This window comes from Nocardioides sp. WJ219 (assembly GCF_058559815.1).
Genome location: NZ_JBZUJV010000006.1, coordinates 349,724 through 375,822, shown reverse-complemented (window position 1 = coordinate 375,822; position 26,099 = coordinate 349,724). Strand labels below are relative to the sequence as shown.

General features: G+C 72.5%; 22 protein-coding genes, 2 tRNA genes and 1 pseudogene. 15 read left to right on the top strand and 10 right to left on the bottom strand.

The window, feature by feature from the left end; translation table 11 throughout:
- Window position 1: 1 nt before the first annotated feature.
- Window positions 2-1,291, bottom strand: coding sequence for an L-seryl-tRNA(Sec) selenium transferase (gene selA, locus AC4MBH_RS16665; RefSeq protein WP_491796135.1), 1,290 nt, complete (start codon window positions 1,289-1,291; stop codon window positions 2-4).
- A gap of 37 nt (window positions 1,292-1,328) precedes the next feature.
- A tRNA-Sec gene (locus tag AC4MBH_RS16660) sits at window positions 1,329-1,423 on the bottom strand.
- A gap of 45 nt (window positions 1,424-1,468) precedes the next feature.
- On the opposite strand from AC4MBH_RS16660, the gene selD reads away from it, so the two are divergent.
- The 6 genes and pseudogenes from selD to AC4MBH_RS16630 all read left to right on the top strand — a co-directional run bounded on the left by selD (window position 1,469) and on the right by AC4MBH_RS16630 (window position 9,165).
- The gene (gene selD / locus AC4MBH_RS16655; RefSeq protein WP_491796133.1) at window positions 1,469-2,482 is read left to right on the top strand and encodes a selenide, water dikinase SelD; all 1,014 of its coding nucleotides are present in this window, start codon (window positions 1,469-1,471) and stop codon (window positions 2,480-2,482) included.
- 44 nt (window positions 2,483-2,526) lie between these two features.
- Window positions 2,527-3,090 (top strand): hypothetical protein, encoded by a 564-nt coding sequence (locus AC4MBH_RS16650; RefSeq protein WP_491796131.1) that lies wholly within the window; start codon window positions 2,527-2,529, stop codon window positions 3,088-3,090.
- A gap of 12 nt (window positions 3,091-3,102) precedes the next feature.
- A pseudogene (fdh, locus tag AC4MBH_RS16645) lies at window positions 3,103-5,874 on the top strand (formate dehydrogenase); the annotation flags it as partial.
- Complete coding sequence (locus AC4MBH_RS16640; RefSeq protein WP_491796130.1) at window positions 5,871-6,839, top strand: 4Fe-4S dicluster domain-containing protein; 969 nt, start codon at window positions 5,871-5,873, stop codon at window positions 6,837-6,839. The pseudogene fdh and the gene AC4MBH_RS16640, both read left to right, overlap by 4 nt.
- On the top strand, window positions 6,836-7,927 hold the full coding sequence (nrfD, locus tag AC4MBH_RS16635) for an NrfD/PsrC family molybdoenzyme membrane anchor subunit (protein WP_491796128.1): 1,092 nt from the start codon (window positions 6,836-6,838) through the stop codon (window positions 7,925-7,927). Before AC4MBH_RS16640 ends, nrfD begins: the two co-directional genes overlap by 4 nt.
- On the top strand, window positions 7,924-9,165 hold the full coding sequence (locus AC4MBH_RS16630) for an L-lactate MFS transporter (RefSeq protein WP_491796126.1): 1,242 nt from the start codon (window positions 7,924-7,926) through the stop codon (window positions 9,163-9,165). The genes nrfD and AC4MBH_RS16630 overlap by 4 nt, the downstream gene beginning before the upstream one ends.
- A gap of 7 nt (window positions 9,166-9,172) precedes the next feature.
- Here the strand turns inward: AC4MBH_RS16630 and AC4MBH_RS16625 are convergent, their stop codons facing one another.
- The 3 genes from AC4MBH_RS16625 to AC4MBH_RS16615 are packed head-to-tail and all read right to left on the bottom strand — an operon-like array spanning window position 9,173 to window position 12,791.
- Window positions 9,173-10,075, bottom strand: a complete 903-nt coding sequence (locus AC4MBH_RS16625; protein WP_491796124.1) for a GTP-binding protein LepA — start codon at window positions 10,073-10,075, stop codon at window positions 9,173-9,175.
- A gap of 53 nt (window positions 10,076-10,128) precedes the next feature.
- Window positions 10,129-11,355 carry a saccharopine dehydrogenase family protein gene (locus AC4MBH_RS16620; protein ID WP_491796122.1) on the bottom strand — a complete coding sequence of 409 codons (1,227 nt, stop codon included), beginning with the start codon at window positions 11,353-11,355 and terminating at the stop codon, window positions 10,129-10,131.
- A 2-nt stretch (window positions 11,356-11,357) separates the two neighbouring features.
- Window positions 11,358-12,791, bottom strand: coding sequence for a gamma-aminobutyraldehyde dehydrogenase (locus tag AC4MBH_RS16615; RefSeq protein ID WP_491796120.1), 1,434 nt, complete (start codon window positions 12,789-12,791; stop codon window positions 11,358-11,360).
- A gap of 112 nt (window positions 12,792-12,903) precedes the next feature.
- Here AC4MBH_RS16615 and AC4MBH_RS16610 point away from each other — a divergent pair, with 112 nt between their 5' ends.
- Entirely contained in the window at window positions 12,904-14,289 is a 1,386-nt protein-coding gene (locus AC4MBH_RS16610) for an aspartate aminotransferase family protein (protein ID WP_491796118.1), read from the top strand.
- A gap of 11 nt (window positions 14,290-14,300) precedes the next feature.
- On the opposite strand, the gene AC4MBH_RS16605 is transcribed toward AC4MBH_RS16610, so the two are convergent.
- From AC4MBH_RS16605 to AC4MBH_RS16585, 5 genes are read right to left on the bottom strand one after another with little or no spacing between them, the layout of a single operon-like run.
- A complete protein-coding gene (locus AC4MBH_RS16605) occupies window positions 14,301-15,695 on the bottom strand; it encodes an NAD(P)/FAD-dependent oxidoreductase (RefSeq protein WP_491796116.1) in 1,395 nt (464 codons plus the stop codon).
- Window positions 15,692-16,504 carry an ABC transporter permease gene (locus AC4MBH_RS16600; RefSeq protein ID WP_491796115.1) on the bottom strand — a complete coding sequence of 271 codons (813 nt, stop codon included), beginning with the start codon at window positions 16,502-16,504 and terminating at the stop codon, window positions 15,692-15,694. Before AC4MBH_RS16600 ends, AC4MBH_RS16605 begins: the two co-directional genes overlap by 4 nt.
- Window positions 16,501-17,370, bottom strand: coding sequence for an ABC transporter permease (locus tag AC4MBH_RS16595; RefSeq protein ID WP_491796114.1), 870 nt, complete (start codon window positions 17,368-17,370; stop codon window positions 16,501-16,503). Before AC4MBH_RS16595 ends, AC4MBH_RS16600 begins: the two co-directional genes overlap by 4 nt.
- Entirely contained in the window at window positions 17,367-18,488 is a 1,122-nt protein-coding gene (locus AC4MBH_RS16590) for an ABC transporter ATP-binding protein (protein ID WP_491796112.1), read from the bottom strand. The genes AC4MBH_RS16595 and AC4MBH_RS16590 overlap by 4 nt, the downstream gene beginning before the upstream one ends.
- Before the next feature lie 5 nt (window positions 18,489-18,493).
- Window positions 18,494-19,681, bottom strand: a complete 1,188-nt coding sequence (locus AC4MBH_RS16585) for a polyamine ABC transporter substrate-binding protein (RefSeq protein ID WP_491796111.1) — start codon at window positions 19,679-19,681, stop codon at window positions 18,494-18,496.
- Window positions 19,682-19,836: 155 nt separating this feature from the next.
- On the opposite strand from AC4MBH_RS16585, the gene AC4MBH_RS16580 reads away from it, so the two are divergent.
- The 8 genes from AC4MBH_RS16580 to AC4MBH_RS16545 all read left to right on the top strand — a co-directional run bounded on the left by AC4MBH_RS16580 (window position 19,837) and on the right by AC4MBH_RS16545 (window position 25,984).
- Window positions 19,837-20,310, top strand: a complete 474-nt coding sequence (locus AC4MBH_RS16580) for an Lrp/AsnC family transcriptional regulator (RefSeq protein WP_491796110.1) — start codon at window positions 19,837-19,839, stop codon at window positions 20,308-20,310.
- A gap of 54 nt (window positions 20,311-20,364) precedes the next feature.
- Complete coding sequence (locus AC4MBH_RS16575; RefSeq protein ID WP_491796108.1) at window positions 20,365-20,955, top strand: TetR/AcrR family transcriptional regulator; 591 nt, start codon at window positions 20,365-20,367, stop codon at window positions 20,953-20,955.
- Between the two features lie 96 nt (window positions 20,956-21,051).
- Complete coding sequence (locus AC4MBH_RS16570; protein ID WP_491796106.1) at window positions 21,052-22,008, top strand: NAD-dependent epimerase/dehydratase family protein; 957 nt, start codon at window positions 21,052-21,054, stop codon at window positions 22,006-22,008.
- Window positions 22,005-22,757, top strand: coding sequence for a cupredoxin domain-containing protein (locus AC4MBH_RS16565; RefSeq protein ID WP_491796105.1), 753 nt, complete (start codon window positions 22,005-22,007; stop codon window positions 22,755-22,757). Before AC4MBH_RS16570 ends, AC4MBH_RS16565 begins: the two co-directional genes overlap by 4 nt.
- On the top strand, window positions 22,744-24,111 hold the full coding sequence (locus tag AC4MBH_RS16560; RefSeq protein WP_491796103.1) for a multicopper oxidase family protein: 1,368 nt from the start codon (window positions 22,744-22,746) through the stop codon (window positions 24,109-24,111). The genes AC4MBH_RS16565 and AC4MBH_RS16560 overlap by 14 nt, the downstream gene beginning before the upstream one ends.
- Before the next feature lie 141 nt (window positions 24,112-24,252).
- Entirely contained in the window at window positions 24,253-25,143 is an 891-nt protein-coding gene (locus tag AC4MBH_RS16555; RefSeq protein ID WP_491796101.1) for an alpha/beta hydrolase family protein, read from the top strand.
- Between the two features lie 86 nt (window positions 25,144-25,229).
- Window positions 25,230-25,817 carry a TetR/AcrR family transcriptional regulator gene (locus AC4MBH_RS16550; RefSeq protein ID WP_491796099.1) on the top strand — a complete coding sequence of 196 codons (588 nt, stop codon included), beginning with the start codon at window positions 25,230-25,232 and terminating at the stop codon, window positions 25,815-25,817.
- A 94-nt stretch (window positions 25,818-25,911) separates the two neighbouring features.
- Window positions 25,912-25,984: transfer RNA gene (locus tag AC4MBH_RS16545), tRNA-Arg, on the top strand.
- Window positions 25,985-26,099 lie beyond the last annotated feature (115 nt).

Here is a 26,099-nt window from a genome sequence, read left to right as displayed (position 1 = left end):
GTCAGTCGGCCGCGGCGGCGGCACGGCGTACGGCGGCGACCAGGGCGTCGTCGTCGGCCGGCGGGACGGTCGCGAGGTCGAGCAGCAGCCGCCCTCGCTCGACGTGCCCGACCACCGGCAGCTCGGGGTCGAGCCGCAACGGCGTCGCGAGCGCTGCCGGCAGGGCGACCGCGGCGCTCGGCAGCGACACCCCCGGCGCCCCGCCGCCGCCGACCGCGGCCGTGGACGCGACCGCGGTGCCGTCGACCTGCGCCGCGACGTGCTCGGCGCGGGCCATCAGGGCCTCGGGGGTGGTGGCGAGCGCGAGCGCGACCGGGGTCGGGGGCCCGGTGAGGGTGGCCTCGAGCGCGGCCAGGGTGAGCTTGTCGACCCGCAGGGCGCGGGCGAACGGGTGGCGCCGCAGCCTCTCGACCAGCTCGGCGGTGCCGAGCAGCAGCCCGCACTGCGGCCCGCCGAGCAGCTTGTCGCCCGACGCGGTCACCAGGTCGGCGCCCTGGGCGAGGGCGGTCGAGGCCGCGGGCTCGTCGGGGAGCCGCGGGTGCGGCGTGAGCAGCCCCGACCCGATGTCGACGACCACCGGCACCGGCAGCGCGGCCAGCTCGCGCACGCCGACCGCGCTGGTGAAGCCGGTGACCTGAAAGTTGGACGGGTGCACCTTGAGCACGAACGCCGTCCGGTCGCTGATCGCGGCCTCGTAGTCGGCGAGCCGCACCCGGTTGGTGGTGCCGACCTCGCGCAGCCGGGCACCCACCGACTCCAGCAGCTCGGGGATCCGGAACCCGTCGCCGATCTCGACCATCTCGCCGCGGGCGATCACCACCTCGCGGCCGGCGGCCAGGGCGCAGGTGACCAGCGCCAGGGCGGCCGCACCGTTGTTGACCACGTGGACGCCGCCGGCCGCGGGCACCGCGTCGGCGAGCGCGGCCAGCACCGAGCGGCCGCGGCGGCCCCGGCGTCCGGTCGCGAGGTCGAGCTCGACGTCGGTGGCCCCCGCCGCGACGGTCAGCGCCTCGACCGCAGCGCCCGAGAGCGGCGCGCGACCGAGGTTGGTGTGCACGACCACGCCGGTGGCGTTGACGACCCGCCGCAGCGCGGTGGCGGTGGCCGGCAGGGCGCCGAGCGCCGTCGCCGCCACGTCGTCCGGTGCGACCTCGCCGGACCGGCAGCGAGCGAGCGCGTCGACGACGGCCTGCTTGACCAGGGCGGGGCCGAGCCGGTCGGCGGCGGCGCACAGCCGCGGGTCGGCCAGCACGGCGTCGGTGCGCGGGGTGGCCCGGCGAGGATCCTGCACGCGAGTCCTCCGAGCTCGAGCCGGCCACGGTCGACGTTGGCGGAGGCGGACGGGAATCGAACCCGCCTGACCGAGGTACTCGGCCACAACGGTTTTGAGGACCGTGCCCGTCACCAGACGAGGAACGCCTCCCCGCAACGTCCCCGCCACTGTAGAGGTCGCTCGTAGGGTCGGCTCATGACCGCCACCCCCACCGTCCGCCTCACCCAGTACGCCGCCGGCGGCGGGTGCGCCTGCAAGGTGCCGCCCGGCGAGCTCGAGCGGGTGCTCGCCGGGCTCCCGGGTGGCCGCGCGAGCGGTGGCGGCGACGGCGACGGCGACCTCATCGTCGGGCTCGAGCACGGCGACGACGGGGCAGCGGTGAGGATCGCGGGCGGACAGGCCCTGATCGCCACCGCCGACTTCTTCACCCCGGTCGTCGACGACCCCTACGACTGGGGCCGGATCGCCGCGGCCAACGCCCTGTCCGACGTCTACGCGATGGGCGGCGAGCCCGTGCTGGCGGTCAACCTGCTGGCCTGGCCCCGCGACCGCATCCCCTTCGAGCTGGCCGCCGAGGTGCTGCGCGGTGGCGCCGACGTCTGCGTCGAGGCCGGCTGCCACCTCGCCGGCGGGCACAGCATCGACGACCCCGAGCCGAAGTACGGCCTGGCCGTGAGCGGGCTCGGCGACCCCGACCGGCTGCTGCGCAACGACGCCGCCCGGCCGGGCATCCCGCTGACGCTGACCAAGCCGCTGGGCCTCGGCGTGCTCAACAACCGGCACAAGGCCACCGGCGAGCGCTTCGAGGAGGCGATCGCGACCATGACCCGACTCAACCGCGACGCCTCCCGGGCGGCCCTGGCCGCGGGCCACACCGCCGCCACCGACGTCACCGGCTTCGGATTGCTCGGCCACCTCTACAAGATGGCCCGGGCCAGCGGGGTGACCGCGGTGGTGCACAGCGCCGCCGTGCCCTACCTCGACGGCACCCGGTCGTCGTACGACGAGGGCTTCGTGCCCGGCGGCAGCCGGCGCAACCTCGACTGGGTGCGCCCGCACCTGGCCTCCGACGTCGGCGAGGACGAGCTGGTGCTGCTCGCCGACGCCCAGACCTCGGGCGGGCTCCTGGTCGCCGGCGAGCTGCCCGGCCACCCCGTCGTGGGCGAGCTGGTCGAGGCCGGCGAATTCCCGGTGGTCGTGCGCGCATGAGTCCGGGGGGTGGGGGTACCGGCCCGCGACCAGGAGGTGCACCGATGGCGAGGACGTTCCTGTCATGGCCCGTGCTGCGACAGCTGCGCGGGGGTGACGTGCTCGGCCGCGGCACCGCCGCCCGGTCCCGCGGCACCGAGGAGATGACCTCACGCAACACGACCGCCGACCGGGTGGCCAAGAGCGTGTGCCCCTACTGCGCCGTCGGCTGCGCCCAGGACGTCTACGTCAAGGACGAGAAGGTCGTCCAGATCGAGGGCAACCCCGACAGCCCCGTCAACCGCGGCCGGCTCTGCCCCAAGGGCGCCGCCAGCAAGAACCTGGTCACCAGCTCGCTGCGGCAGACGAAGATCAAGTACCGCGCTCCCTACGCCACCGAGTGGACCGACCTCGAGCTCGACACGGCGATGGAGATGATTGCCGACCGCGTCGTCAAGGCGCGCAACGACGGGTGGCAGGACCTCGACGAGAAGGACCGCAGGGTCCGCCGCACGATGGGCATCGCGAGCCTCGGAGGGGCGACCCTCGACAACGAGGAGAACTACCTGATCAAGAAGCTCTTCACCGCGATGGGCGCCATCCAGATCGAGAACCAGGCGCGTATTTGACACTCCGCCACGGTCCCCGGTCTGGGGACCTCGTTCGGGCGCGGCGGCGCCACCGGGTTCCTCCAGGACCTGGCCAACGCTGACTGCATCATCATCCAGGGCTCCAACATGGCCGAGGCCCACCCGGTGGGCTTCCAGTGGGTGGTCGAGGCCAAGGCGCGGGGGGCCAAGGTCATCCACGTCGACCCCCGGTTCACGCGCACCAGCGCGCTGGCCGACACGTTCGTGCCGCTGCGCGTCGGCAGCGACATCGCGTTCCTCGGCGGGATCATCAACCACGTCCTGACCCACGAGCTCGACTTCCGCGACTACGTCGTGGCCTACACCAACGCCGCGACCATCGTGAGCGAGGACTTCCGCGACACCGAGGACCTCGAGGGCCTGTTCTCCGGGTTCGACCCCGAGACCCGCACCTACGACCCGACGTCGTGGCAGTACGCCGGCCAGGAGGACGAGGCCGAGGACCAGAACCAGGCCATGCAGCGCGAGACCGCCAGCGGGATGCAGCACGAGACCCACGGCACCCAGGTCGACGGCGACCCCGAGCGCGACGAGACGCTGCAGCACCCCCGCTGCGTCTACCAGGTCCTCAAGCGCCACTACGCCCGTTACACCCCCGAGATGGTCGCCCGCACCTGCGGCGTCTCGGAGGAGGCGTTCCTCGAGGTCTGCCGGGCCTGGACCGAGAACTCCGGTCGCGACCGCACCACCGCGCTGGTCTACAGCGTGGGCTGGACCCAGCACAGCGTCGGCGTCCAGTACATCCGCACCGGCGCCATCCTCCAGCTGCTGCTCGGCAACATGGGCCGCCCCGGCGGGGGCATCATGGCGCTGCGCGGGCACGCCAGCATCCAGGGCTCGACCGACATCCCGACCCTGTTCAACCTGCTGCCGGGCTACCTGCCGATGCCGAACGCCGAGGAGCACCAGAGCCTCGAGCAGTGGGTCGACGCCGTCCGCCAGCCCGGCGCGAAGGGCTTCTGGTCCAAGGCACCGGCGTACGCCGTGAGCCTGCTCAAGGCCTACTGGGGCGACGCCGCGACGCCCGAGAACGACTTCTGCTTCGACTACGTCCCCAAGATCACCGGCGACCACGGCACCTACCGCACCGTGCTCGACATGATCGACGGCAAGGTCAAGGGCTACTTCCTGCTCGGGCAGAACCCCGCCGTCGGCTCCGCCCACGGGCGCGCCCAGCGCCTCGGCATGGCCAACCTCGACTGGGTGGTCGTGCGCGACCTGTTCGAGATCGAGAGCGCGACGTTCTGGAAGGACTCGCCGGAGGTCGCCACCGGCGAGATCGTGCCCGAGGAGTGCCGCACCGAGGTGTTCCTGATGCCCGCGGCCTCCCACGTGGAGAAGGAGGGCACCTTCACCCAGACCCAGCGGATGCTGCAGTGGCGCGACAAGGCCGTCGAGTCGCCCGGCGACTGCCGCTCGGAGCTGTGGTTCTTCTACCACCTCGGCCGGATGGTCCGGGAGCGCCTGGCCGGCTCCACCGACGAGCGCGACCGGCCGGTGCTCGACCTCGCGTGGGACTACCCCACGCACGGCGACCGCGACGAGCCCAGCGCCGAGGCCGTGCTGATGGAGATCAACGGCTACGAGGTCGAGACCCGACGCCCGCTGTCGATCTTCACCGAGATGAAGGACGACGGCTCCACCGTCGGCGGCTGCTGGATCTACACCGGCGTGTTCAAGGACGGCGTCAACCAGGCGGCGCGCCGTACGCCGGGCCGCGACCAGTCCTGGGTGGCGCCCGAGTGGGGCTGGGCCTGGCCGGCCAACCGCCGCACGCTCTACAACCGCGCCTCCGCCGACCCCGAGGGCCGGCCGTGGAGCGAGCGCAAGGCCTACGTGTGGTGGGACCCCGAGCTCGGCGAGGCCGGCGAGTGGACCGGCCACGACGTGCCCGACTTCGAGAGGACCAAGCCCCCGTCCTACCGCCCCGGACCCGACGACGACGGCGTGGCCGGCATCGCCGGCGACGACCCGTTCATCATGCAGGGCGACGGGAAGGGCGCGCTCTACGTGCCCAAGGGCCTCCTCGACGGCCCGCTGCCGTCGCACTACGAGCCCGTCGAGTCGCCGTTCTCCAACCCGGTCTACGCCCAGCAGGGCAACCCGACGCGCAAGGAGTACACGCGGCACGAGAACCGGATGAACCCCAGCCCGCCCGAGGAGCACGGCGAGGTCTTCCCGTTCGTGTTCACCACCAGCCGGCTCACCGAGCACCACACCGCCGGCGGCATGAGCCGCTTCGTGCACCGGCTCGCCGAGCTCCAGCCGGAGATGTTCGTGGAGGTCTCCCCCGAGCTGGCGGCCATCCGCGGGCTCGACAACGGCGGCTGGGCCACCATCGTCACGGCACGCTCGGCCATCGAGGCCCGGGTGCTGGTCACCGAGCGGCTGTCACCGCTGCGGGTCGACGACCGGGTCGTGCACCAGGTCTGGCTGCCCTACCACTGGGGGCAGGGCGCCGGCATCGTCAGCGGCGACGCCGCCAACGACCTGTTCGGCATCGCGCTCGACCCCAACGTGCTGATCCAGGAGACCAAGGCCGGCACCTGCGACGTGCAGCCCGGCCGCCGGCCCACCGGCCCCGGGCTCACCGCCTACGTCGAGGGCTACCAGCGTCGCGCGGGCGTCTACGACGACCACCTGCGACCCATCGTGACCGCCGGCCCCGGCCGGTTCACCGACGACGCCGGCGACGAGACGCCGTCGCCCGACGAGTCGACCGACACCACCCCGTCCAGCGACCCGTCCGGAGGAGACCGATGATCGGCGGAGAGAACAGCCTCTGGGGTCCCCTCGACCCGGCCCGCAACGCCGGGTACGGCGACGACCACCCGAGCCGCAAGGGCTTCTTCACCGACACCAGCATCTGCATCGGCTGCAAGGCCTGCGAGGTCGCCTGCAAGGAGTGGAACGACGTCCCGGCCGACCACTTCGACATGACGGCCACCTCCTACGACAACAGCCACTCCCTCAACGCCAACCAGTGGCGCCACGTCGCGTTCATCGAGCAGCCCAAGCGGCTCGGCGCCCAGGATCCCGGCCTGCGCCCGGTGCAGCCCGCGCCACCGGCGCCGCAGGGCGCCGACCTCGGCATGCCCACGATGGGCCCGCCGGTGAACAGCGCCGAGCAGGAGGAGAAGCCCGACTTCCGGTGGCTGATGTCCTCCGACGTGTGCAAGCACTGCACCCACGCAGCCTGCCTCGACGTCTGCCCCACCGGCTCGCTGTTCCGCAGCGAGTTCGGCACCGTGGTCGTCCAGGACGACATCTGCAACGGCTGCGGCTACTGCGTGCCGGCCTGTCCCTACGGCGTGATCGAGCGCCGCAAGAGCCCCGAGGGTCACAAGAACGTCGGCATCGCCCAGAAGTGCACGCTCTGCTACGACCGCCTCGACGCCGGGCAGTCCCCGGCGTGCTCCCAGGCGTGCCCCACGCAGTCGATCCAGTTCGGCGACGTCGACGAGCTGCGCGAGCGCGCCGACCGCCGGGTGGCGCAGCTGCACGACGCCGGCATCATGGACGCCAAGCTGTACGGAAACGACCCGAACGACGGCGTCGGGGGTACCGGGGCCTTCTTCCTCCTCCTCGACGAGCCCGAGGTCTACGGCTTCCCGCCCGACCCCGTCGTCACGACCAGGGACCTGCCGCAGATGTTCCACCGGGCCAGCGCCGCCGCCGCCACCTTGCTGGTCGGCGCCGCCCTCGCGTTCGTCGGGCGACGCCGATGAGTCCTGACGTCCCCGACGTCCCCCAGGACGCCGACCAGGAGCGGCAGACGACCGCGGTCATCGGCTCCCAGGGTGGACGGCGCCGTCAGGGGCGGAAGGGGGGCCGCAAGGGCGGTCGCGGCGACCGGTCGATGGTGCCCGACGCCGAGTTCACCTCCTACTACGGCCGGCCGATCGTCAAGCCGTCGCCGTGGGAGGCCGACATCCCGGCCTACCTGTTCGCCGGCGGGCTCGCGGCCGGCTCGTCGTTGCTCGCCGCGGGGGCCGACCTGACCGGACGCCCTGCCCTGCGGCGTACCGGACGGCTCGGCGCGATCGCCGCCCTGACCTTCTCGATGGGCGCCCTGGTGCACGACCTCGGCAAGCCGTCGCGGTTCCTCAACATGCTGCGCGTGGCCAAGCTGACCTCGCCGATGTCGGTCGGCACCTGGATCCTCTCGATCTACGGGCCGTTCGCCGCCGGCGCCGCCGCCACCGAGCTGGTCGCGATGCTGCCGGAGGACCGCCGCGTCGGGCCGCTGCGCCTGGCGCGCCACGTCGACCGGCCGGCCGGGCTGCTCGCCGCGCTGTTCGCGCCGCCGGTGGCCGCCTACACGGCCGTGCTGCTCTCCGACACCGCGACGCCGTCGTGGCACGAGGCCTACCGCGAGCTGCCGTTCGTCTTCGTCGGTTCGGCGGCCGCGGCCTCGGCCGGCCTCGGGCTCCTGGGCGCGCCGGTCGCCGAGAACGGCCCCGCCCGCCGGCTGGCGGTCGGGGGCGCGGTCCTCGAGCTGGTCGCCGAGCAGGTCATGGAGCGGTCGATGGGGATCACCGCCGAGCCGCTCCACGAGGGCCAGGCCGGCCGCCTGATGCGCGCGTCCAAGGCGCTCACCGCCGCCGGCGCCGTCGGCGCACTGGTCGGCGGGCGGAGCCGCGCGCTCGCCGGGCTGTCCGGGCTCGCGCTGCTCGCGGGCTCGGCCTGCACCCGCTTCGGCGTCTTCGAGGCCGGCCAGGCCTCTGCCAAGGACCCCAAGTACGTCGTCGTCCCCCAGCGCGAGCGGCTCGAGCGCGAGGGTCCGGTCCGCTACCAGCCAGGGAGCCCCTCATGACCAACCGCTGGCTGCTCGTCGTCGCGGCGCTGCTGCTGCAGTTCTCGATCGGCGCCGTCTACGCCTGGAGCGTGTTCGCCAGCGCCTTCCAGGACGCGCCAGCCTGGGAGCTGTCCAAGGTGCAGGCCTCGCTGCCGTTCACCGTCACCATCGCGATGATCTTCATCGGTACCTACGTCGGCGGCCGCGTCCAGGACAAGAAGGGCCCCCGCGTCGTCGCCCTGGTCGGCGGCGTCATCTACGCCCTCGGCATCATCCTGGCGTCGTTCGCGCGCGACGGGGACCAGCTGTGGCTGGTGATCCTCGGCTACGGCGTGATCAGCGGCTTCGGTCTCGGCGTCGCCTACATCGTGCCGATCGCGATGCTGCAGAAGTGGTTCCCCGACAAGCCCGGCCTGATCACCGGCCTCGCCGTGGGCGGCTTCGGCTTCGGCGCCGTGGCGACCTCGCCGGTGGCCCAGTGGCTGATCGGCCGCAACGAGGACCAGCCGGCGACGGCGTTCCTCCCGCTCGGCATCGCCTACCTGGTGATGTCGCTGGCGGGCGCGTCGCTGTTCCGCAACCCGCCCGCCGACTACGTCGTCCCGGGCCACGAGGGCGAGCGCGACGCGACCGCCGGCGCCGCCAGCCACGACTACACCCAGGGCGAGGCGCTGCGCACCCCGCAGTGGTACCTCCTCACCGCGATCCTCGCCCTCAACGTCACCGCCGGCATCGCGCTGATCTCGGTGGCCAAGGACAGCGCCTCCGACATCGCCGGGTTCAGCGCGGGCGGCGCGGCCACCGTGGTCGGCGCGCTGGCGATCTTCAACGGCGCCGGTCGCATCGTGTGGGCGGCGGCGTCCGACCACATCGGCCGGATGAGGGCGTTCGCCGGGATGCTGACCCTGTCGGGGATCTCGTTGCTGCTGATCCCGCACGCCGACAGCACCGTGCTGTTCTTCGTGCTCGCCGCGATCATCTACCTCTGCTACGGCGGCGCCTTCGGCACGATGCCGGCCACCGCAGGCGACTTCTTCGGCGTCCGCAACGCCGGCGCTATCTACGGGCTGATGCTGGTCGGCTGGAGCCTCGGCGGCGTCCTGGGCCCGATCATCGCCTCGGTGCTGATCGGCGACGACGAGGACTACGTCACGGCGTACTCGACCATCGGCGTGATCGCCCTGGCGGCGGTGGCCCTCACGTTCCTCACCAAGGTGCCCCGCGGCCGCCGCGAGCGCGCCGAGGCCACCGCCTGAGCACCTCTCAGGCGGCGGTCGGGGAGGCCCGGGTCCGGGACAGCTCGAGACAGTCGCGGAACGCCCGCGCCACGTAGGCCGGCACCTTCAGCCCGTCGGCCTCGGCGCCGAGCAGCTCGGCCTCGGTGCGGGCGACCGTCGTGGAGAAGTCGTCGCTGGCGTCGGGCGTGCTGATGCCCAGCGCGACCATCATGTCGCCGACGTCGGCCTTGCGCCGGTCGTCGGTGGCGGCGACCGGCGCGAACGACACCGCCCGCAGCCGGCGCACCAGCCACCGCTGCCACCCCGCCAGCTGGTCCCAGAGCGCGCGCGCCGACATCTGGTAAAACGCGTAGTGGCCGGGCTCCTGGCGCCGGATGGGGACCACGATGGTCTCGACGACGGCGGTCTCGCCGAGGTCGGTCAGGCCCTCCTCGAGCCGGCGGTAGGCCAGCAGCGCCGACCGCTCGGTGGTCATCCCGGTGAGGTAGTAGAGCATCCGGACGACGTCGTGCAGCGCCGGCAGGTGCGCCAGGGCACCGGCGGTGCGGACCTTGGACGACAGGGTGTCCAGGTCGGTCTGGGCCGGCGGGAGACCGAGCCGCACCTGCAGCTCGTCCAGCGCCAGGCCGTGGCGCGCCTCCTGCGGCTGCCACACCTCGCGGTAGAAGTACTCGTCGACTGTGGGCGCGTGCGGCAGCAGCACTCCCAGCTCGAGCACGTTGCGCTCGACCTCGAGCTCGGCGCGCGCCATGTAGTCGAGCACGGGGGCGAAGCGGGCGACCACCGTGTCGCGGTCGCGGACGGTGAAGTCGCAGGTCGCGAGGTCGATCGGGGGATGGTCGGCCGCGAGGCGCGCGACGTGGTCGGCGAGCCGTCCCTCGGCGGTGGCCCGGGCGGGCCGGGGGCCCGCGAGAACGTTGGTCTGCATGCAGGGTGTTCGCGGCGGACGCCCCCGCGGATGTCACTGGTCTGGTCCGCCGGTCAGCGGACCTCCTGCATCCCCCACGGCGCGCCGTGCTCGGTGAGCAGGTCCAGGAAGGGCCGGGCCGGGAACGCCTCCGGGCCGAGCACGCCGGTGCCGGACCAGGCGCCGGAGGCCAGCAGCTCGAGCGCGACGACGGGGTTGACCGCCGTCTGCCACACCACGCACTGGTGGCCGTACTCGCGCATCGACCACTCGTTGTCGACCACCTGGTAGAGGTAGGTCGAGCGCGGCCGGCCGTCCTTGCCGGTGCCCGTGACCCACAGCCCGGCGCAGGTCTTGCCGGTCATCCGGGGCCCGATCGTCGCCGGGTCGGGCAGCACCGCCGCCACCACGTCGCGGGGGCTCACCTCGACTCCTTTCACGCGGACCTTCTCCGTGCGGTCGAGGCCGAGCGCATGGAGCACCTGGAGGATGTTGATCAGCTCGCTCCCGAGGCCGTACTTGAACGTCGCCCGCCGGCAGTCGATCCACCGCGGCATCAGGAGCACCTCCTCGTGCTCCACGTTGACGCACTCCACCGGTCCGATGCCCTCGGGAAAGTCGAAGACCTCCGGCTCGCTGAAGGGTGCGGTGGTGTGCCACGCGCCCTGCCCCGAGTCGTCCACAGTCCAGATGACCGGCGGGTTGAGGCACTCCTCGATCGTGGTCCACATCGAGAACGACGGTGCGAAGACCTCGTTGCCGTCGTCGTCGGTGACGACGAGGTTGGCGCCGTCGCGGGTGCCGAGCTCGTCGATCTCGGAGAACAGCTCGTCGGCGGCGTGCCGGGCGAAGACGTCGGAGAGCCCTGGCTCGACGCCGATCCCCACCAGGGCGAGCCGGCCGGCGTCCTCCCACGCCGACGCCCGGGCGAGCTGCTCGTCGCCCAGCTTGACCCCGCACTGCTCGTACGGCGCCTCGGGGTGCGGCCGCGACAGCGACATCGCCATGTCGAGGTAGTCCGCCCCGGCGGCGAGAGCGCCCTCGAAGACCGGCATGTCGAACACGGGGTCGACGGCGTTCATGACGTGGGTGATGCGGTGCTCTCGACACAGAGCGGTGATCTCGGACTGGTCGGACGCGTCGACCTGGGCGGCGACGAAGCGGTCGTCGACCGCGGCGGCCCGATCGGCCCGGGCGCGGTCGTGGTCGGCGACCACGACCGTCTCGTAGAAGTCACGCCGGGCCGCGATGGCGGTGAACGCACCGCCGACGCCGCCGGCCCCGACCAGCAGGATCCGCACGCCTACCCCCCCGTGTAGGACATCACGTGCTTGATGCGCGTGTAGTCCTCCAGTCCGTACATCGACAGGTCCTTGCCGTAGCCCGAGTGCTTGAAGCCGCCGTGCGGCATCTCGGAGACGAACGGGATGTGGGTGTTGATCCACACGACGCCGAAGTCGAGCCGCCCCGAGACCCGCATCGCGGTGCCGTGGTCGCGGGTCCACACCGACGACGACAGCCCGTAGCGCACGTCGTTGGCCAGCCGCAGCGCCTCGGCCTCGTCGCCGAACTCCTGCACCGTGATCACCGGCCCGAAGATCTCGTCCTGCACCTGCTCGTCGGCCTGGCGCAGGCCCGAGACCACGGTGGGCTCGTAGAAGTAGCCCACGTCACCGACCCGGGCACCGCCGGTCTGCAGCGTCGCGTGGTCGGGGAGCCGGTCGACCATCCCGGCCACCCGGGCGAGCTGGTCGGCGTTGTTGAGGGCGCCGTAGAACGCGTCCTCGTCGCTCGGGGGGCCGGTGTGCAGGCCGCGCACGGCCTCGGTGAGGGCGGCGGTCAGCTCGGCGGCCACGCCGGCCTGGGCGAGCACGCGGGTGGCGGCGGTGCAGTCCTGCCCGGCGTTGAACAGCCCGGCCTCGGCGATCGTCGTGGCCGCCTTCTCGACGTCGGCGTCGTCGAAGACCACCACGGGCGCCTTGCCGCCGAGCTCGAGGTGCACGCGCTTGACGTCGGCGGCGGCGGCACCGGCCACCTCCATCCCCGCCCGCACCGATCCGGTGATCGACACCATCTGCGGTGTGCGGTGGTCGACCAGCAGGCGGCCGGTGCTGCGGTCGCCGCAGATCACGTTCAGCACCCCCGGCGGCAGGAACTCCTGGCAGATCTCGGCGAGCAGCGTCGAGCTGGCCGGGGTGGTGTCGCTCGGCTTGAGGACCACGGTGTTGCCCGCGGCCAGCGCCGGCGCGATCTTCCAGATCATCATCATCAGCGGGTAGTTCCACGGCGTCACCTGACCGACGACGCCGACGGGCTCGCGCCGCACGAACGACGTGTGGTCGGCGAGGTACTCCCCCGCCGACCGGCCCTCCAGGACCCGCGCCGCCCCGGCGAAGAACCGGAAGTGGTCCGAGCTCGGCGGCAGCTCCTCCGACGCGGTCAGCCCGAGGGGCTTGCCCGTGTCCTTGCTCTCGACCGCCACGATCTCCTCGGCGCGGGCGTCGATGGCGTCGGCGATGCGCAGCAGCGCCCGGGCCCGTTCCTGGGGCGTGGTCCCGCCCCACGTCTCGAAGGCGCTCGCGGCGGCGGCGTAGGCACGGTCGACGTCCTCGGGGCCCGAGCGGGGCGCGGTGGCGTACACCTCGCCGGTGCTCGGGTCGATGATCTCGTCGTGCTCGCCGGACGCCGCGGCGACCAGCTCGCCACCGATGACGTTGGAGAAGGTCTGGTCGGTCATGGCCGGAGCCTAGTCAGGGCCGGCGGCCGCGGGCAACGGATTCCGTAGCCGAACCGGGCTCTGCTCAACGGATCCGCTTGCTACCCGCCCGCACCGCCGTCATGATGGACGCATGAGCTCGGACCACGACGACCTGCAGCGCGCGGCCAAGGACCACCTGTGGATGCACTTCACGCGCCACTCGACCTACGACCACGCCGACGTGCCGGTGATCGTCCGCGGCGAGGGCGCCTACCTCTACGACTCCCGGGGCAAGCGCTACCTCGACGCGCTCTCGGGGCTGTTCGTCTCCCAGCTCGGGCACGGCCGCACGGAGCTCGCCGAGGCGGCCGCGGCGCAGGCCCGGGAGCTGGCGTTCATGCCGCTGTGGTCCTACGCCCACCCCACCGCGATCCGGCTGGCCGAGCGGCTCGCCGACCGCGCCCCCGGCGACCTCAACCGGGTGTTCTTCACCAGCGGCGGCAGCGAGGCCGTCGAGACGGCCTGGAAGCTGGCCAAGAACTACTTCAAGCTCACCGGCAAGCCGATGAAGCACAAGGTGATCAGCAGGGCCATCGCCTACCACGGCACCACCCAGGGCGCCCTGTCGATCACCGGCCTCCCGGCGCTCAAGCAGCAGTTCGAGCCCCTGGTGCCGTCGACGTTCCGGGTGCCCAACACCAACTCCTACCGCGCCCCTGCGGGCACGGCCGGCGCCGACGGCACCGACCTCGAGGCCTTCGGCCGCTGGGCGGCCGACCAGATCGGGGTCGCCATCGAGAACGAGGGCCCCGACACGGTCGCGGCGGTGTTCCTCGAGCCGGTGCAGAACGCCGGCGGCTGCTTCCCGCCCCCGCCCGGCTACTTCCAGCGGGTGCGCGAGATCTGCGACCAGCACGACGTGCTGCTGGTCTCCGACGAGGTGATCTGCGCGTTCGGCCGGCTCGGCTACCTCTTCGGGGCCGAGCGCTACGGCTACCAGCCCGACATCATCACCTGCGCCAAGGGCCTCACCTCGGGCTACGCCCCGCTGGGCGCGATGATCGCCACCGACCGCCTGATGGAGCCGTTCCTGCGGGGCCACGAGTCGTTCGCCCACGGCTACACCTTCGGCGGTCACCCGGTCTCCACGGCGGTCGCGATGGCCAACCTCGACATCTTCGAGCGCGAGGGCGTCCTCGAGCACGTGCGCGACCACGAGGGCCGGTTCCGGGCGACGCTCGAGCAGCTCAACGACCTGCCGATCGTCGGCGACGTCCGCGGCGACGGCTACTTCTTCGGCATCGAGCTGGTCAAGGACAAGGCGGCCAAGACGTCGTTCGACGGGGCCGAGGCCGAGAAGCTGCTGCGCGGCTTCCTGTCCAAGGCGCTCTACGACGAGGGGCTCTACTGCCGCGCCGACGACCGGGGCGACCCGGTCATCCAGCTCGCCCCGCCGCTGATCTGCGACCAGTCGCACTTCGACGAGATCGAGCAGACGCTGCGCGCGGTCCTCGACAAGGCCCACTCGATGCTCTGACGCCCGGCGGCTCAGGAGTCGAAGCCGAGGCCGGCGGCGTCGAGCGCGCGCAGCCAGAGGTTGCGGTGCCCACCGGAGCGGTCGGCGCGGGCCAGGGACCAGCGCGTCATTTGGATGCCGACGTAGCGGGCCGGCTCCGGCGGGAACGGCAGCGGGCGCCGGCGCACCATCTCCAACGTGGTCCGCTCGGTGGGGCGCCCGGCCAGCAGGTCGAGCGCCACGTCGGCCCCGAAGCGGGTCGCGGCCAACCCGAGGCCCGTGTAGCCCGCGGCGTACGCCGTCCGCCCGCCGTGGGCGGTGCCGTAGAACGCCACGAACCGGGTGCAGGTGTCGATGACCCCGCCCCAGCGGTGGGTGAACCGCAGTCCCTCCAGCTGGGGGAAGGTCGCGAAGAAGTGCTCGGCCAGCAGGCGGTGGGTGCGGTCGCGCTGCTCGAGCCCACGGCCGGTGCGCGAGCCGTAGTGGTAGATCGCGTCGTACCCGCCCCACAGGATGCGGCCGTCGCGGGTGAGCCGGTAGTAGTGGAACTGGTGGGCGCTGTCGCCCACCCCCTCCCGGCCCGCCCACCCGATCGACGCGCGTTGCGCGGCGCTCAACGGCTCGGTCATCAGCACGTGGTCGTAGACCGGCACCGTCATCAGGCGCAGCCGGCGCAGCAGCGGCGGGAAGGCGTTGGTCGCGAGCACCGCTCGCGAGGCCCGGACCGTGCCGCCGTGGGTGGTGGCCACCACGGCCGACCGGTCGCGCGCGAGCCCGGTGACCGGCGAGCCCTCGTGGATCCGGACACCGAGGTCGAGGCAGGCGCGGCGCAGGCCCCAGGCCAGCCGGGCTGGCTCGACAAGCGCCGTGCCGTCGGGGACGGCGAGGCCCCCGACGTACGTCGGGGAGTCGAGCCGGGCACGCACCGCGTCGGCGTCGAGCAGCTCGACCCGGTGGCCGGCGCGCTCCATCACGCCGGCCAGGTCGCGCAGCTCGGCGAGCTGGTGCGGGGCCGTGGCGACGGCGACCTCGCCGGTCTCCTCCCAGTGGCAGTCGATGTCGTGGCGCCGGACCGTGGCGGCGATGTCGCGGAGGTTGGCCGCGCCCAGCTCGTCGAGCCGGGCGAGCTCGTCGGGCCACCGCTCGAGCCCGTTGGCGAACCCGTGGGTCAGGCTGGCCGAGGCGAAGCCGCCGTTGCGGCCGCTCGCCTCGAAGCCGCACCGGCCGGCCTCGAGCACCACCACCGAGCGGCGCGGGTCGCGCTCGACGGCGCGCAGGGCGGTCCACAGGCCGGCGTACCCCCCGCCCACCACCACGAGGTCGGCCTCGGCGCGGCCGGTCAGGGGCGCGAGCGGTTCGGGTCGGTCGGGGTCGCCGAGCCAGAAGACGGCGGGCTCGGCGTCGCGCAGCGACGCCGTCGCGCTCATGCGTCCGCGGACCGGCGGCCGAGCCGACCGAGCTGCCCGGAGGCGACGATCGCCAGCGCCACCAGGAACATGATCGTGCCGATCACGTTGATCTGCGGGGGGATGCCGCGCTGCGCCGCCCCCCACACGAACATCGGGAAGGTCACCTCCTGGCCGGCGTTGAGGTTGGTGATGATGAAGTCGTCGAACGACAGCGAGAAGCTCAGCAGGGCCGCGGCGAGGATGCCCGGGAAGACCAGCGGGAAGGTGATCCGCCAGAAGGTCTGCCACTCGTTGGCGTAGAGGTCCATGGCCGCCTGCTCCAGCCGCGGGTCGAGACCGGCGAGCCGCGCCTTGACCGTCACCACGACGAAGGACAGGCAGAACAGCACGTGGGCCACGAAGATGGTCCAGAAGCCGAGCACCCCGGCCGAGCCGCTGCTGACGAAGAGCGCGAGCAGCGACGAGCCGAGCACGATCTCCGGCGTCGCCATCGGCAGGAAGATGAACAGGCTGGCCGCGCCGCGGCCGCGGAACCGGTGCCGCGCCATGGCGAAGGCCATCAGCGTGCCGAGCAGCGTCGCGACCACGGTGGCCGTCAGGCCGACCCGCAGGCTCAGGCCCAGCGACGAGCACATCTGGTAGGGCTCGCAGACGTTGCGCCAGTTGTCGAGGGTGAACCCGTCAAAGGTGTAGCTGTTGCGGCTGGCGGGGTCGTTGAACGACATCAGCACGACGACGGCGACCGGCACGCACAGGTAGACCAGCACCAGCAACCCCAGGACGAGCACGAGGTGGTCGCCCACCCAGCGTCCGGGCCGGCCGGTCACAGGAGCTCCTCGGTGCCGGCGCGGCGTACGTAGATCAGGACGAGCACCACGATGGCCGCCATCAGCGTGATCGACAGCGACGCCGCCGTGGGGTAGTCGCCAGCGGCGAAGAGGTCCTGGACCTCGTTGCCGACCATCCGGGTGCGCGGGTTGCCGAGCAGCTCGCTGTTGATGTAGTCGCCCGAGGCCGGGATGAAGGTGAGCAGCGTCCCGGCGACCAGGCCCGGCATCGCCAGCGGCAGCGTCACGTGCCGGAACACCGAGACCGGAGAGGCGTAGAGGTCGGCGCCGGCCTCGAGGAGCCGGGGGTCGAGCTTCTCCAGCGAGGCGTAGAGCGGCAGCACCATGAACGGCAGGAAGTTGTAGGTCAGGCCGGTCACCACCGCGAACGGCGTGTCGAGCAGGTAGCCGTCGGGGCCCAGCACGTGCAGCGTGCGCAGCAGCGAGACGAGGGCCTCGTTGTCGCCCAGGAGGTACTGCCACGACAGCGTGCGCACCAGGAAGCTGGTGAAGAACGGCGCCACCACCGCCACCAGCATCAGGTTCTTCCAGCGGCCGGCCTTGAAGGCGATGGCGTAGGCGAGCGGGAAGCCGAGCACGACGCAGGCCACCGTGGCGATCAGGGCGTAGACGAAGGACCGCACGACCTGGGGGGAGTAGTCGGAGATCGCCTGGGTGTAGTTCTGCCAGTGCCCGGTCATCGAGTAGCCGGTGGCGAGCGACCCTGACGGGTCGTAGAGGCTCGTGCCGACCAGCGTCACCGTCGGGACGACGAAGAACAGCACGAGCCACAGCGCGCCCGGCAGCATCAGCAGGTAGCCGAGGGGCCCGCGCCGCCGCGGGTCCTCGGCGTCGGCGGCGCTCACGCGCCGACCACGTCGACGCCGGCCGTCGCGTCCTGGGAGGCGTCGAGGAGGAACGTGTGGTCGGCGCGCCAGTGCAGGTCGACCGGGTCCTCGCGGCGGAACCGCTCGCGGCTGCCGGTGTTCTGCTCGAAGACGGTCAGCTCCTGGCCCCACGGCATCCGCACCAGGTACTGCGTGCTGACCCCGATGAAGCTGACGTCGCTCACCACGCCCTTGCGCAGGCAGTTGGTGTCGTCGTCGTCCTCCTCCTCACCGGCGGCGCTGATGTGCACCTTCTCGGGCCGGACGCCGACCCAGACCCGCCCCTCGGTCACCCGCGCCCGCTCGGCCCCCGCGAGGAGCCGCGCGCCCTCGACGTCGAGCTCGAGGACCGTGCCGTCGTGGCGCAGCACCTTGCCGGCGACCAGGTTGGACTGACCGAGGAAGTTGGCCACGAACGTGGTGGCCGGCGCCTCGTAGAGGTCCTCGGGCGCACCGAGCTGCTCGATGCGGCCGCCGTTCATCACCGCCACGGTGTCGGCCATCGTCATGGCCTCCTCCTGGTCGTGGGTGACGTGGACGAAGGTCAGGCCCACCTCGACCTGGATCCGCTTGAGCTCGATCTGCATCTGTCGGCGCAGCTTGAGGTCGAGCGCGCCGAGCGGCTCGTCGAGCAGCAGCACCCGCGGCTCGTTGATCAGGGCCCGGGCCAGGGCGACGCGCTGCTGCTGGCCACCGGAGAGCTGCCCGGGGCGGCGGCGTCCCATGTCGCCGAGCTCGACGAGCTCGAGCATCCGCGCCACCTCGGCGTCGACCTTGCGCCGGCCGCGGCGCCGCAGCCCGAAGGCGACGTTCTGCTCGATCGTGAGGTGGGGGAACAGCGCGTAGCTCTGGAAGACGGTGTTGACCGGGCGGCGGTAGGGCTTGAGCCGGGTGATGTCCTGCTCGCCCAGCCCGATCGTGCCGGACGTCGGTTCCTCGAGCCCCGCGACCATCCGCAACGTCGTCGTCTTGCCGCAGCCCGACGGGCCGAGCAGCGCGAAGAACGAGCCCTCGGGGACCGAGAGGTCGAGGTCGTCGACCGCGGTGAAGGAGCCGAAGGTCTTGGTGACCGAGGTGAGGGTCAGGTCGTCGCTCATCGTCCCTAGGCGCCGATGACTCGAGCGAAGTCCTTGTCGTACTGCTGACGCGTCGCGTCCTCGACCCCCATGAAGTTGTAGGCGTTGGCCAGGAACTCGTCGTCGGGGAAGATCAGCGGGTTGTCCACCAGCGAGGGGTCGATCTTCTCCATCGCCTCGCGGGCGCCCTCGACGGGGCAGATGTAGTTGACCCAGGCGGCCAGGGTGGCGGCGACCTCGGGCTCGTAGTAGTGGTCCATCAGCTTCTCGGCGTTCGCCTTGTGCTCGGCACGGTTGGGGACGAGCATGTTGTCGGACCAGATGCCCAGGCCCTCCTCGGGGACCACCCACTTGATGTCGGGGTTGTCGGCCTGCATGGCGATCACGTCGCCCGACCACGCCTCGCAGGCGACGAGGTTGCCGGCGTTGAGGTCGCGGATGTAGTTGTTGCCGGTGAACTTGCGCACGTGGCCGGACGACACGTAGTCCTCCAGCCGGCCGATGGCGGCGTCCCACTCCCCGGAGTCGAAGTCGGCCGGGTCGGCGCCCTCGAGCAGCAGCATGAAGAGCATGGTGTCGTTGAGCTCGGAGAGCAGGCTGATCTTGCCCTTGAGGTCAGGGCGGGTCATCAGCTCCTCGAACGAGCCGATCTCGTCGGTGTACTTGGCGTTGTAGGCGATCCCGGTGAGGCCGGTCTGCCACGGCACGCTGTGGGCGCGGTCCTCGTCCCACGTCGGCGAGCGCAGGTCGGTCTTGAGGTTGGCCTCGACGTTGGGGATGTTGGCCTTGTCGAGCTCCTGGATCCACCCGAAGGCAATCATCCGCGCGGCCATCCAGTCGGTGAGCGTGATGATGTCGCGCCCGGTGGGCTCACAGGCGCCGAGCTGGTCCTTGACCTTGCCGAAGAACTCGTTGTTGTCGTTGACCTCGGCGTTGTAGGTGACGGTGATGCCCGACTGCTCCTCGAACGCCGCGAGGGTCGGCATCGCCTTGCCCTCGACGTCGATGTACTCCGGCCAGTTGGCGAAGTTGAGGGTCGGGTCGTCGGCGGACCGGTCCGTGCTGCGGCAGCTCTCCTCGGTCTGCGTCTGGGCGTCGGTGCCGCACGCGGAGAGCAGCCCCCCGGCACCGACCGCCGCTGCCGCGAGCCCGGTGCCCCGGACGAACCCCCGGCGGCTGAGCCGGAGCAGGTCCTGCAAACGATCGGGATCCACCGACATCGACGTACCTCCTGCGAGACGGTCTGTGGCGTTGGATAGTTCCAGAGCCGGGCCCCGAGAACAAGGAAACCGTTGACCCGAAACGAGAACGCAACGAAATCCATGCTTCTGATTGGCGTCCGCCGACGGGACTGCAAGGATCCGGTGCCATGACCAGGAAGCCAGACCGCGCGGTCACGCCCCTCGACGACGTCGCCAAGGCGATCATCGAGCAGCTGCAGCAGGACGGCCGGCGCTCCTACGCCGCTATCGGCAAGGTGGTCGGCCTCTCCGAGGCGGCCGTGCGCCAGCGGGTGCAGCGCCTGGTCGAGAGCGGGGTGATGCAGGTCGTCGCGGTGACCGACCCGCTCCAGCTCGGCTTCGCCCGGCAGGCGATGATCGGCGTCACCGCCTCCGGGCCCCTCATCGAGGTCGGCGACGCCCTCGCCGAGCTCGACGAGGTCGACTACGTCGTGGTGACCGCCGGCCGCTACGACCTGCTCGTCGAGGTCGTCTGCGAGAGCGACGAGCACCTGCTCGACCTGATCTCGGCCAAGATCCGCTCGATCGAGGGCGTGGAGGCGACCGAGACGTTCATGTACCTGTCCCTGCGCAAGCAGACGTACTCGTGGGGGGTGCGCTGAGCCGATCGCCAACGGGACTGGCGTTGCCGCAAGAGTGAGTGTACGGTCACTCACATGCCCGCCGCCCGCATCCTGTCCACCGCCGAGGCCCGCCGGGAGGCCGTGGTGGCCAGCGCGGTGACGACGTTCGCCCGCGGCGGTTTCGGCGCCACCCCGATCGCCGACGTCGCGGCCCACGCGGCCATCTCCCCGGCGTACGTCTCGAAGCTGTTCACCAGCAAGACCCACCTCTTCGTCGCGGCCCTCGACGAGTGCTACGCCCGGATCGTCGACGCCCTCGAGGAGGGCGCGGCCTCCGTCGCGCCCGACTCCGCACCCACCGAGGTGCTGGACGCGATGGGTGCGGCGTACGCCGCCCTGGTCGCCGACCGCGACCTGCTGATGCTGCAGGTGCACGCCCAGGCTGCCACGGCCGACCCCGAGATCGCCGCCGCCGTGCGCCGCGGCATCGCCCGGGTCACCGAGCTCGCCTCCCGGCGCTCGCGCGCGGACGGACCCGCCGTCCAGCGGTTCGTCGCGTTCGGGCAGCTGTGCCACCTGCTCACCACGATCGACGCCTTCGATGTCGACGCCGCCTGGGCGGCCACCCTGACCGCCGGCATCCGGCACTCCGACCCCGTCCCGACCTCGGGGAGGAGCACCTGACCCCACCCGCACGCACCGACCCCGGGCCCGCACCCCTGCGGGCCCTTCTTTTTCGACACACGAGTGAGTGATCAGTCACTCACTAGGGAGCACCTCATGTCCGTCCACCCGAACCTCCACGTCGTCCTCGGGGCCGGCCCCGCCGGGACCGCGATCGCCGGCGAGCTGGCGGCGCGCGGCCTCGCCGTACGACAGGTCGCCCGCGGGCCGATCGAGGCGGCCGACCCGGCAGTCGAGACCGTCCAGGCCGACCTGTCGACGCCCGACGCCGCCATCGCCGCCACCGCCGGCGCCGCGGTGATCTACCACGCCGTCAACGTCGCCTACCACCTGCAGGTCCCGGTGCTGCCGGGCATCGCCGAGGCGATCCTGTCGGCCGCCCGCACCCACGGCGCCCGCCTGGTCGTCCTCGACACCCTCTACCCCTACGGCGAGGCCGACGGCGACGCCCTCACCGAGCGCACCCCGTGGGCGGCCACGACCCGCAAGGGCCTGCTCCGCGCCGAGCTCGACCGGCGGTACCTCGACGCCCACCGGCGGGGGGAGGTCCGGGTGTCCCTCGGCCGCTCTGCCGACTTCTTCGGACCCGGGGTGATCAGCTCCACCCTCGGCGGCGCGTTCTTCCCCGGGGCCCTGACCGGCGGCCCGGCGCTGGGCCTGGGCAACCTCACCCTGCCGCACAGCTACACCTACATCGGCGACGTCGCCCGCGGCCTCGTCACCCTCGGCACCGACGAGCGGGGCGACGGCCGCGTCTGGCACCTGCCCACCAACCCGGCCCTCCCCACCACGGCCGTCCACGCCCTGGTCGAGGAGCTCACCGGTCGACCCCTGGTCGTGGAGGTGATGGACGAGCCGGTCGCGCACGGTCCGTTCGACGAGCAGTTCATGGCGGAGTACGCCGAGATGTTCTACCAGCACCGGATCCCGCAGAACCTGGTCTCGACCGACTTCGAGACCACCTTCGGCGTCGTCCCGACGCCGCTGCGCGAGGCCCTCGCGGCCACCATCGCCTGGTACGCCGCCGCGCTGTCCCAGGGCGGTGCGCGATGAGCGCCCGGCAGATCGCCGCCGTCGCCATGCTGGCGCTGGCGGCCGAGGTCGTCGTTGGCTTCACCGTCCTCCAGGGGACCCCCAACCCCGGCATGGCGGCCGTCGCCGTGCTCCCCCTCCTCGCCGCCTGGGCGACCTGGCGCGAACGGCGGTGGGCGCCGGTCGTCGTCGTGGTCGCCGTCGCGGCCGTCGTCGCACTGCGCACGACCACCCTCTCCTTCGACCTGGTCCGGCCCGGGGACCTGGCCCCGTTCGCGCTCGCGGTCGCCATGCTCGCCACGATCGGAGCCGGCCTGGCGGCGAGCCTCGTGGGTGGTCGCGACGTACGCCGCTCGTGGCTGGCGGTCCCGGTCGGCCTGGTGGCCGGCGCGGCGCTGGGTCTCGGACTCGTGCTGGCCCTCCCCCAGCACGACGACACCGACGGTCTGAGCGACCAGGAGGTGGCCGCACTGCCCACCATCGACATGGTCGACTTCAAGTTCGAGCCCGGCCAGCTGCGGGTGGCCGAGGGGCAGCCGGTCGCCTTCCGGTTCACCAACGACACCGACGACACGCACAGCTTCGCCATCGACGCCTTCGACCTCGACGTGCAGGTGCCGAGCGGACGCACCCGCGTGGTCGTGATCGACGCCGGGCCCGGCACCTACCCGTTCCACTGCTCCGTCGGCAGCCACGAGGAGGACGGCATGAAGGGCCAGCTGGTCGTCGCCGGCGGCGAGCGCGGCGAGGACGGTCATGCCCACCACTGAGCCCAGGGTCCGCCTCGGGCGCCGCGGCGTGCTGCTCGGGCTGGGAGGTACGGCGGTGGCCGCGGTCGCCGCCGTGCCCCTGGTCCGGGCGCTGACCGGGCTCGACCTGCCGACCGACGGTCCGGAGCTGCCCAGCCTGCCCACTCTTCCGCTCACGCGGGGAGCCGACGGCGCCTCTGTCGGCGAGCTCGTCGCCGCCGCCTCCGGCGCCGGTCTGGCCTACAACGGGACCGCACCCGGGCCGCTCGTGCGCCTGCGCGAGGGCCAGCGGGTGCGGCTCGCGTTCCGCAACGACACGGACGTCGACAGCAGCCTGCACCTGCACGGGCTCCCGCTGACCGCGGCCGTCGACCGGCCCCTGACGCACCTCGCACCGGGTGGCTCGGACGTGCGGGAGCTCGTGCTGCCCGCCGGCAGCGCGGGAACGTACTGGTACCACCCGCACGCCCACGGCGACGTCGAGCGACAGCTGCTCGCCGGGCTCGCAGGGGCGGTCGTCGTCGAGGGACCGCTCGACCGGCTCCCGGGACTGCGCGAGGCCGACGACCGACTGGTCATGTTCACCCGGCTCGGCTCCGAGGTGGTCGCCAACGGTGCCGACCAGCCGGTCCTCACCGCCGGCAGCGGCCTGGTGCGGCTGCGGCTGCTCAACGCGACGGCCGGCGACCACCTGCTGCTGGCCGCCGTCCGGGAGGACGGCTCGCGCGAGCGGCTGCACCTGGTCGCCACCGACGGCGGCCTGGTCGAGCGCCCGCAGGAGCTCGACGAGGTCCTGCTGGCGCCCGGCGAGCGCGCCGAGGTGCTGCTCCACACCACGACCGAGGGCGTGATCGGACTCCAGCGGCGGGCGTACTCGGTCTACGGGGAGGGCGGCGAGGCCACCGACGAGCGCACGCTCGTGACCGTGCGCGTCCCGGCCGGCCACGCAGCCGTGCCACTCCCACCGCGCCTGCTCCCGGTCGAGGCGCTCGACGCCACGACCGCGGTCCGGACCCGTCGGGTCGTCCTCGGCGCGACCGAGGACGCCTTCACCATCAACGGTCGGACCTTCGACATGGACCGGGTGGACGCCCGGGCGACGCACGGGACCCTGGAGGTCTGGGAGGTCGTCAACGACCACCCCAGCGACCACCCCTTCCACCTGCACAGCCACCCGGTGCAGGTGCTCGACCGCGACGGCCGGCCCGACCCGTTCCGGGCCTGGCGCGACACCGTCAACGTGCCGGGCGGCTCCACCGTCCGGCTGCTGGTGCGGTTCGGGGTGGGCGGGACCGGACGCACCGTCTACCACTGCCACATCGTCAACCACGAGGACCTCGGGATGATGGGCATCCTCGAGGTCGACCCGGCGTGACCCACCCCTCGACGAGCCCCTTGACCCGCCTGCGAAACAAACTGCACACTGACCGCAAATACATTGCCTGGTCACTTCTCGGGAACCAGGGTCCACCTCGGGCTTCGTTCCGGCCGGCCGGGCCAACCGGAAGGAAGCCCCATGTCCCACCACCGTCCCTGGCGCACGGCACTGCTCGCGGGAGCCCTCGGCGCCGCCCTGCTCACCGGGCCACCCGCCGACGCCGTACCCCCCACCGGCACGCCGGTGCAGGCCCTCGGCGTCCACGACCGCGGTCCGGACCCCACCGACGCCGCCCTGGAGGCCGCACGCGGCCCGTTCGCCGTCTCCCAGGTGAGCATCTCCGACCTGTCCAGCCGCGGGTTCGGGTCGGGGACGATCACCTACCCGACCTCCACGGCCGAGGGGACCTTCGGCGTCGTCGCGGTCGCGCCCGGCTACACCGCCTCGGAGTCGAGCATCTCCTGGCTGGGTCCGCGCCTGGCGTCCTTCGGCTTCGTGGTCGTCACGTTCAACACCCAGTCGCGCTACGACCAGCCCGGCGCCCGGGGCGACCAGCTGCTGGCCGCGCTCGACCACGTGGTCGCCGACTCGCGGGTGCGCTCCCGGATCGACGCCAGCCGCCAGGCCGTGATCGGCCACTCCATGGGCGGCGGCGGCACCCTCGAGGCCGCCGCCGACCGCCGCACGCTCGAGGCCGCGATCCCGCTCACCGGCTGGAACACGGACAAGAGCTGGCCCGAGGTCGAGGCCGCCACCCTGGTGATCGGTGCCGAGAACGACTCGGTGGCCTCGGTGTCGTCGCACTCCATCCCGTTCTACAACTCGCTCACCAACGCCGAGCGGCGCGCCTACCTCGAGCTCGAGGGCGCCAGCCACTTCGCGCCGAACTCCTCCAACACGACCATCGCGAAGTACTCCGTGGCCTGGCTCAAGCGCTACGTCGACGACGACGTGCGCTACGAGCAGTTCCTCTCCCCCGGCCCGCGCCCCTCGGCCCTGGGTCCGGTGTCGGCCTACCGCATCGGCTGACGTCTGGCATCGTGACGCCGAGGCGGCCCGGTCGTGGCGTGGCCCACGACGGGTCGCCTCGGAGTCGTCGAGGCGAGGTGGGGGCGGTGGACGGACGCACGGCCCGGACCGAGCGCACCCGCGCGCTGATCGTCACCTCGTTCGTCCGCCTCGTCCGCGACGGCGCGCTGCGCGTCACCGGCGAGCAGGTGGCGGCGGCGGCCGGGATCTCGCCCCGGACGTTCTGGACCCACTTCCCCGACCTCGAGGCGCTGTACGACGCCGTCGCGCACCTGGTGTGGGAGGACTACCTCGCCACCCACGTCGACGTCTCCCCCGACCTGCCGCTCGCGGAGCGCATCGACCTCTTCTGCGCCCAGCGGGCCGGCGACCACGAGCGGCTGGCCCCGCACGCGGCCGCGGCGGCACTCCGCGAACCGTTCAGTCCCGCCCTGCGCCTGTCCCGCGAGCGGTTCTTCGAGGCGGCCCGCGCCGAGCTGGTCGCCACCTTCCCCGACCAGATGGCCGCCCCGGACGAGGCGGCGACGCTGCGCCGCCACGCCCTCCTCGCCGCGACGACGTACCCGGCCTGGTCGACGCTCCGCCGCGACCTGGGCCTGGACCCCGCCGCAGCCGAGCAGGCGCTGCACCTCGCCGTCCGGACGATCCTGGCCGCGGACGTCCCGGCGCCGTAGCGGGACCCGCGACACCGGCCGGCCTTCCGCGAATACCGATTCGGCCGCTCCCGGCGGGGTCGGCTATCCTCGTGCAGTCCCGCTAGCGGGGCATGCGCCTGTAGCTCAACGGATAGAGCATCTGACTACGGATCAGAAGGTTTGGGGTTCGAATCCCTACAGGCGCGCAGCACCCGAACAGCCCCTGACGCGCGGAGACGCCCGTCAGGGGCTTCGGTCATTCCGACGCAGATCGACACGCCATCCGGCCTGACGGCGCGCCCACGTCAGTCGCCACCTTCC

Excerpts from the sequence above, each read along its gene's own strand:
- selD (WP_491796133.1), top strand. The coding sequence starts at position 1,469 with ATGACCGCCACCCCCACCGTCCGCCTCACCCAGTACGCCGCCGGCGGC.
- AC4MBH_RS16650 (WP_491796131.1), top strand. The coding sequence starts at position 2,527 with ATGGCGAGGACGTTCCTGTCATGGCCCGTGCTGCGACAGCTGCGCGGG.
- AC4MBH_RS16640 (WP_491796130.1), top strand. The coding sequence starts at position 5,871 with ATGATCGGCGGAGAGAACAGCCTCTGGGGTCCCCTCGACCCGGCCCGC.
- nrfD (WP_491796128.1), top strand. The coding sequence starts at position 6,836 with ATGAGTCCTGACGTCCCCGACGTCCCCCAGGACGCCGACCAGGAGCGG.
- AC4MBH_RS16630 (WP_491796126.1), top strand. The coding sequence starts at position 7,924 with ATGACCAACCGCTGGCTGCTCGTCGTCGCGGCGCTGCTGCTGCAGTTC.
- AC4MBH_RS16625 (WP_491796124.1), bottom strand. The coding sequence starts at position 10,075 with ATGCAGACCAACGTTCTCGCGGGCCCCCGGCCCGCCCGGGCCACCGCC.
- AC4MBH_RS16615 (WP_491796120.1), bottom strand. The coding sequence starts at position 12,791 with ATGACCGACCAGACCTTCTCCAACGTCATCGGTGGCGAGCTGGTCGCC.
- AC4MBH_RS16610 (WP_491796118.1), top strand. The coding sequence starts at position 12,904 with ATGAGCTCGGACCACGACGACCTGCAGCGCGCGGCCAAGGACCACCTG.
- AC4MBH_RS16605 (WP_491796116.1), bottom strand. The coding sequence starts at position 15,695 with ATGAGCGCGACGGCGTCGCTGCGCGACGCCGAGCCCGCCGTCTTCTGG.
- AC4MBH_RS16590 (WP_491796112.1), bottom strand. The coding sequence starts at position 18,488 with ATGAGCGACGACCTGACCCTCACCTCGGTCACCAAGACCTTCGGCTCC.
- AC4MBH_RS16580 (WP_491796110.1), top strand. The coding sequence starts at position 19,837 with ATGACCAGGAAGCCAGACCGCGCGGTCACGCCCCTCGACGACGTCGCC.
- AC4MBH_RS16575 (WP_491796108.1), top strand. The coding sequence starts at position 20,365 with ATGCCCGCCGCCCGCATCCTGTCCACCGCCGAGGCCCGCCGGGAGGCC.
- AC4MBH_RS16570 (WP_491796106.1), top strand. The coding sequence starts at position 21,052 with ATGTCCGTCCACCCGAACCTCCACGTCGTCCTCGGGGCCGGCCCCGCC.
- AC4MBH_RS16565 (WP_491796105.1), top strand. The coding sequence starts at position 22,005 with ATGAGCGCCCGGCAGATCGCCGCCGTCGCCATGCTGGCGCTGGCGGCC.
- AC4MBH_RS16560 (WP_491796103.1), top strand. The coding sequence starts at position 22,744 with ATGCCCACCACTGAGCCCAGGGTCCGCCTCGGGCGCCGCGGCGTGCTG.
- AC4MBH_RS16555 (WP_491796101.1), top strand. The coding sequence starts at position 24,253 with ATGTCCCACCACCGTCCCTGGCGCACGGCACTGCTCGCGGGAGCCCTC.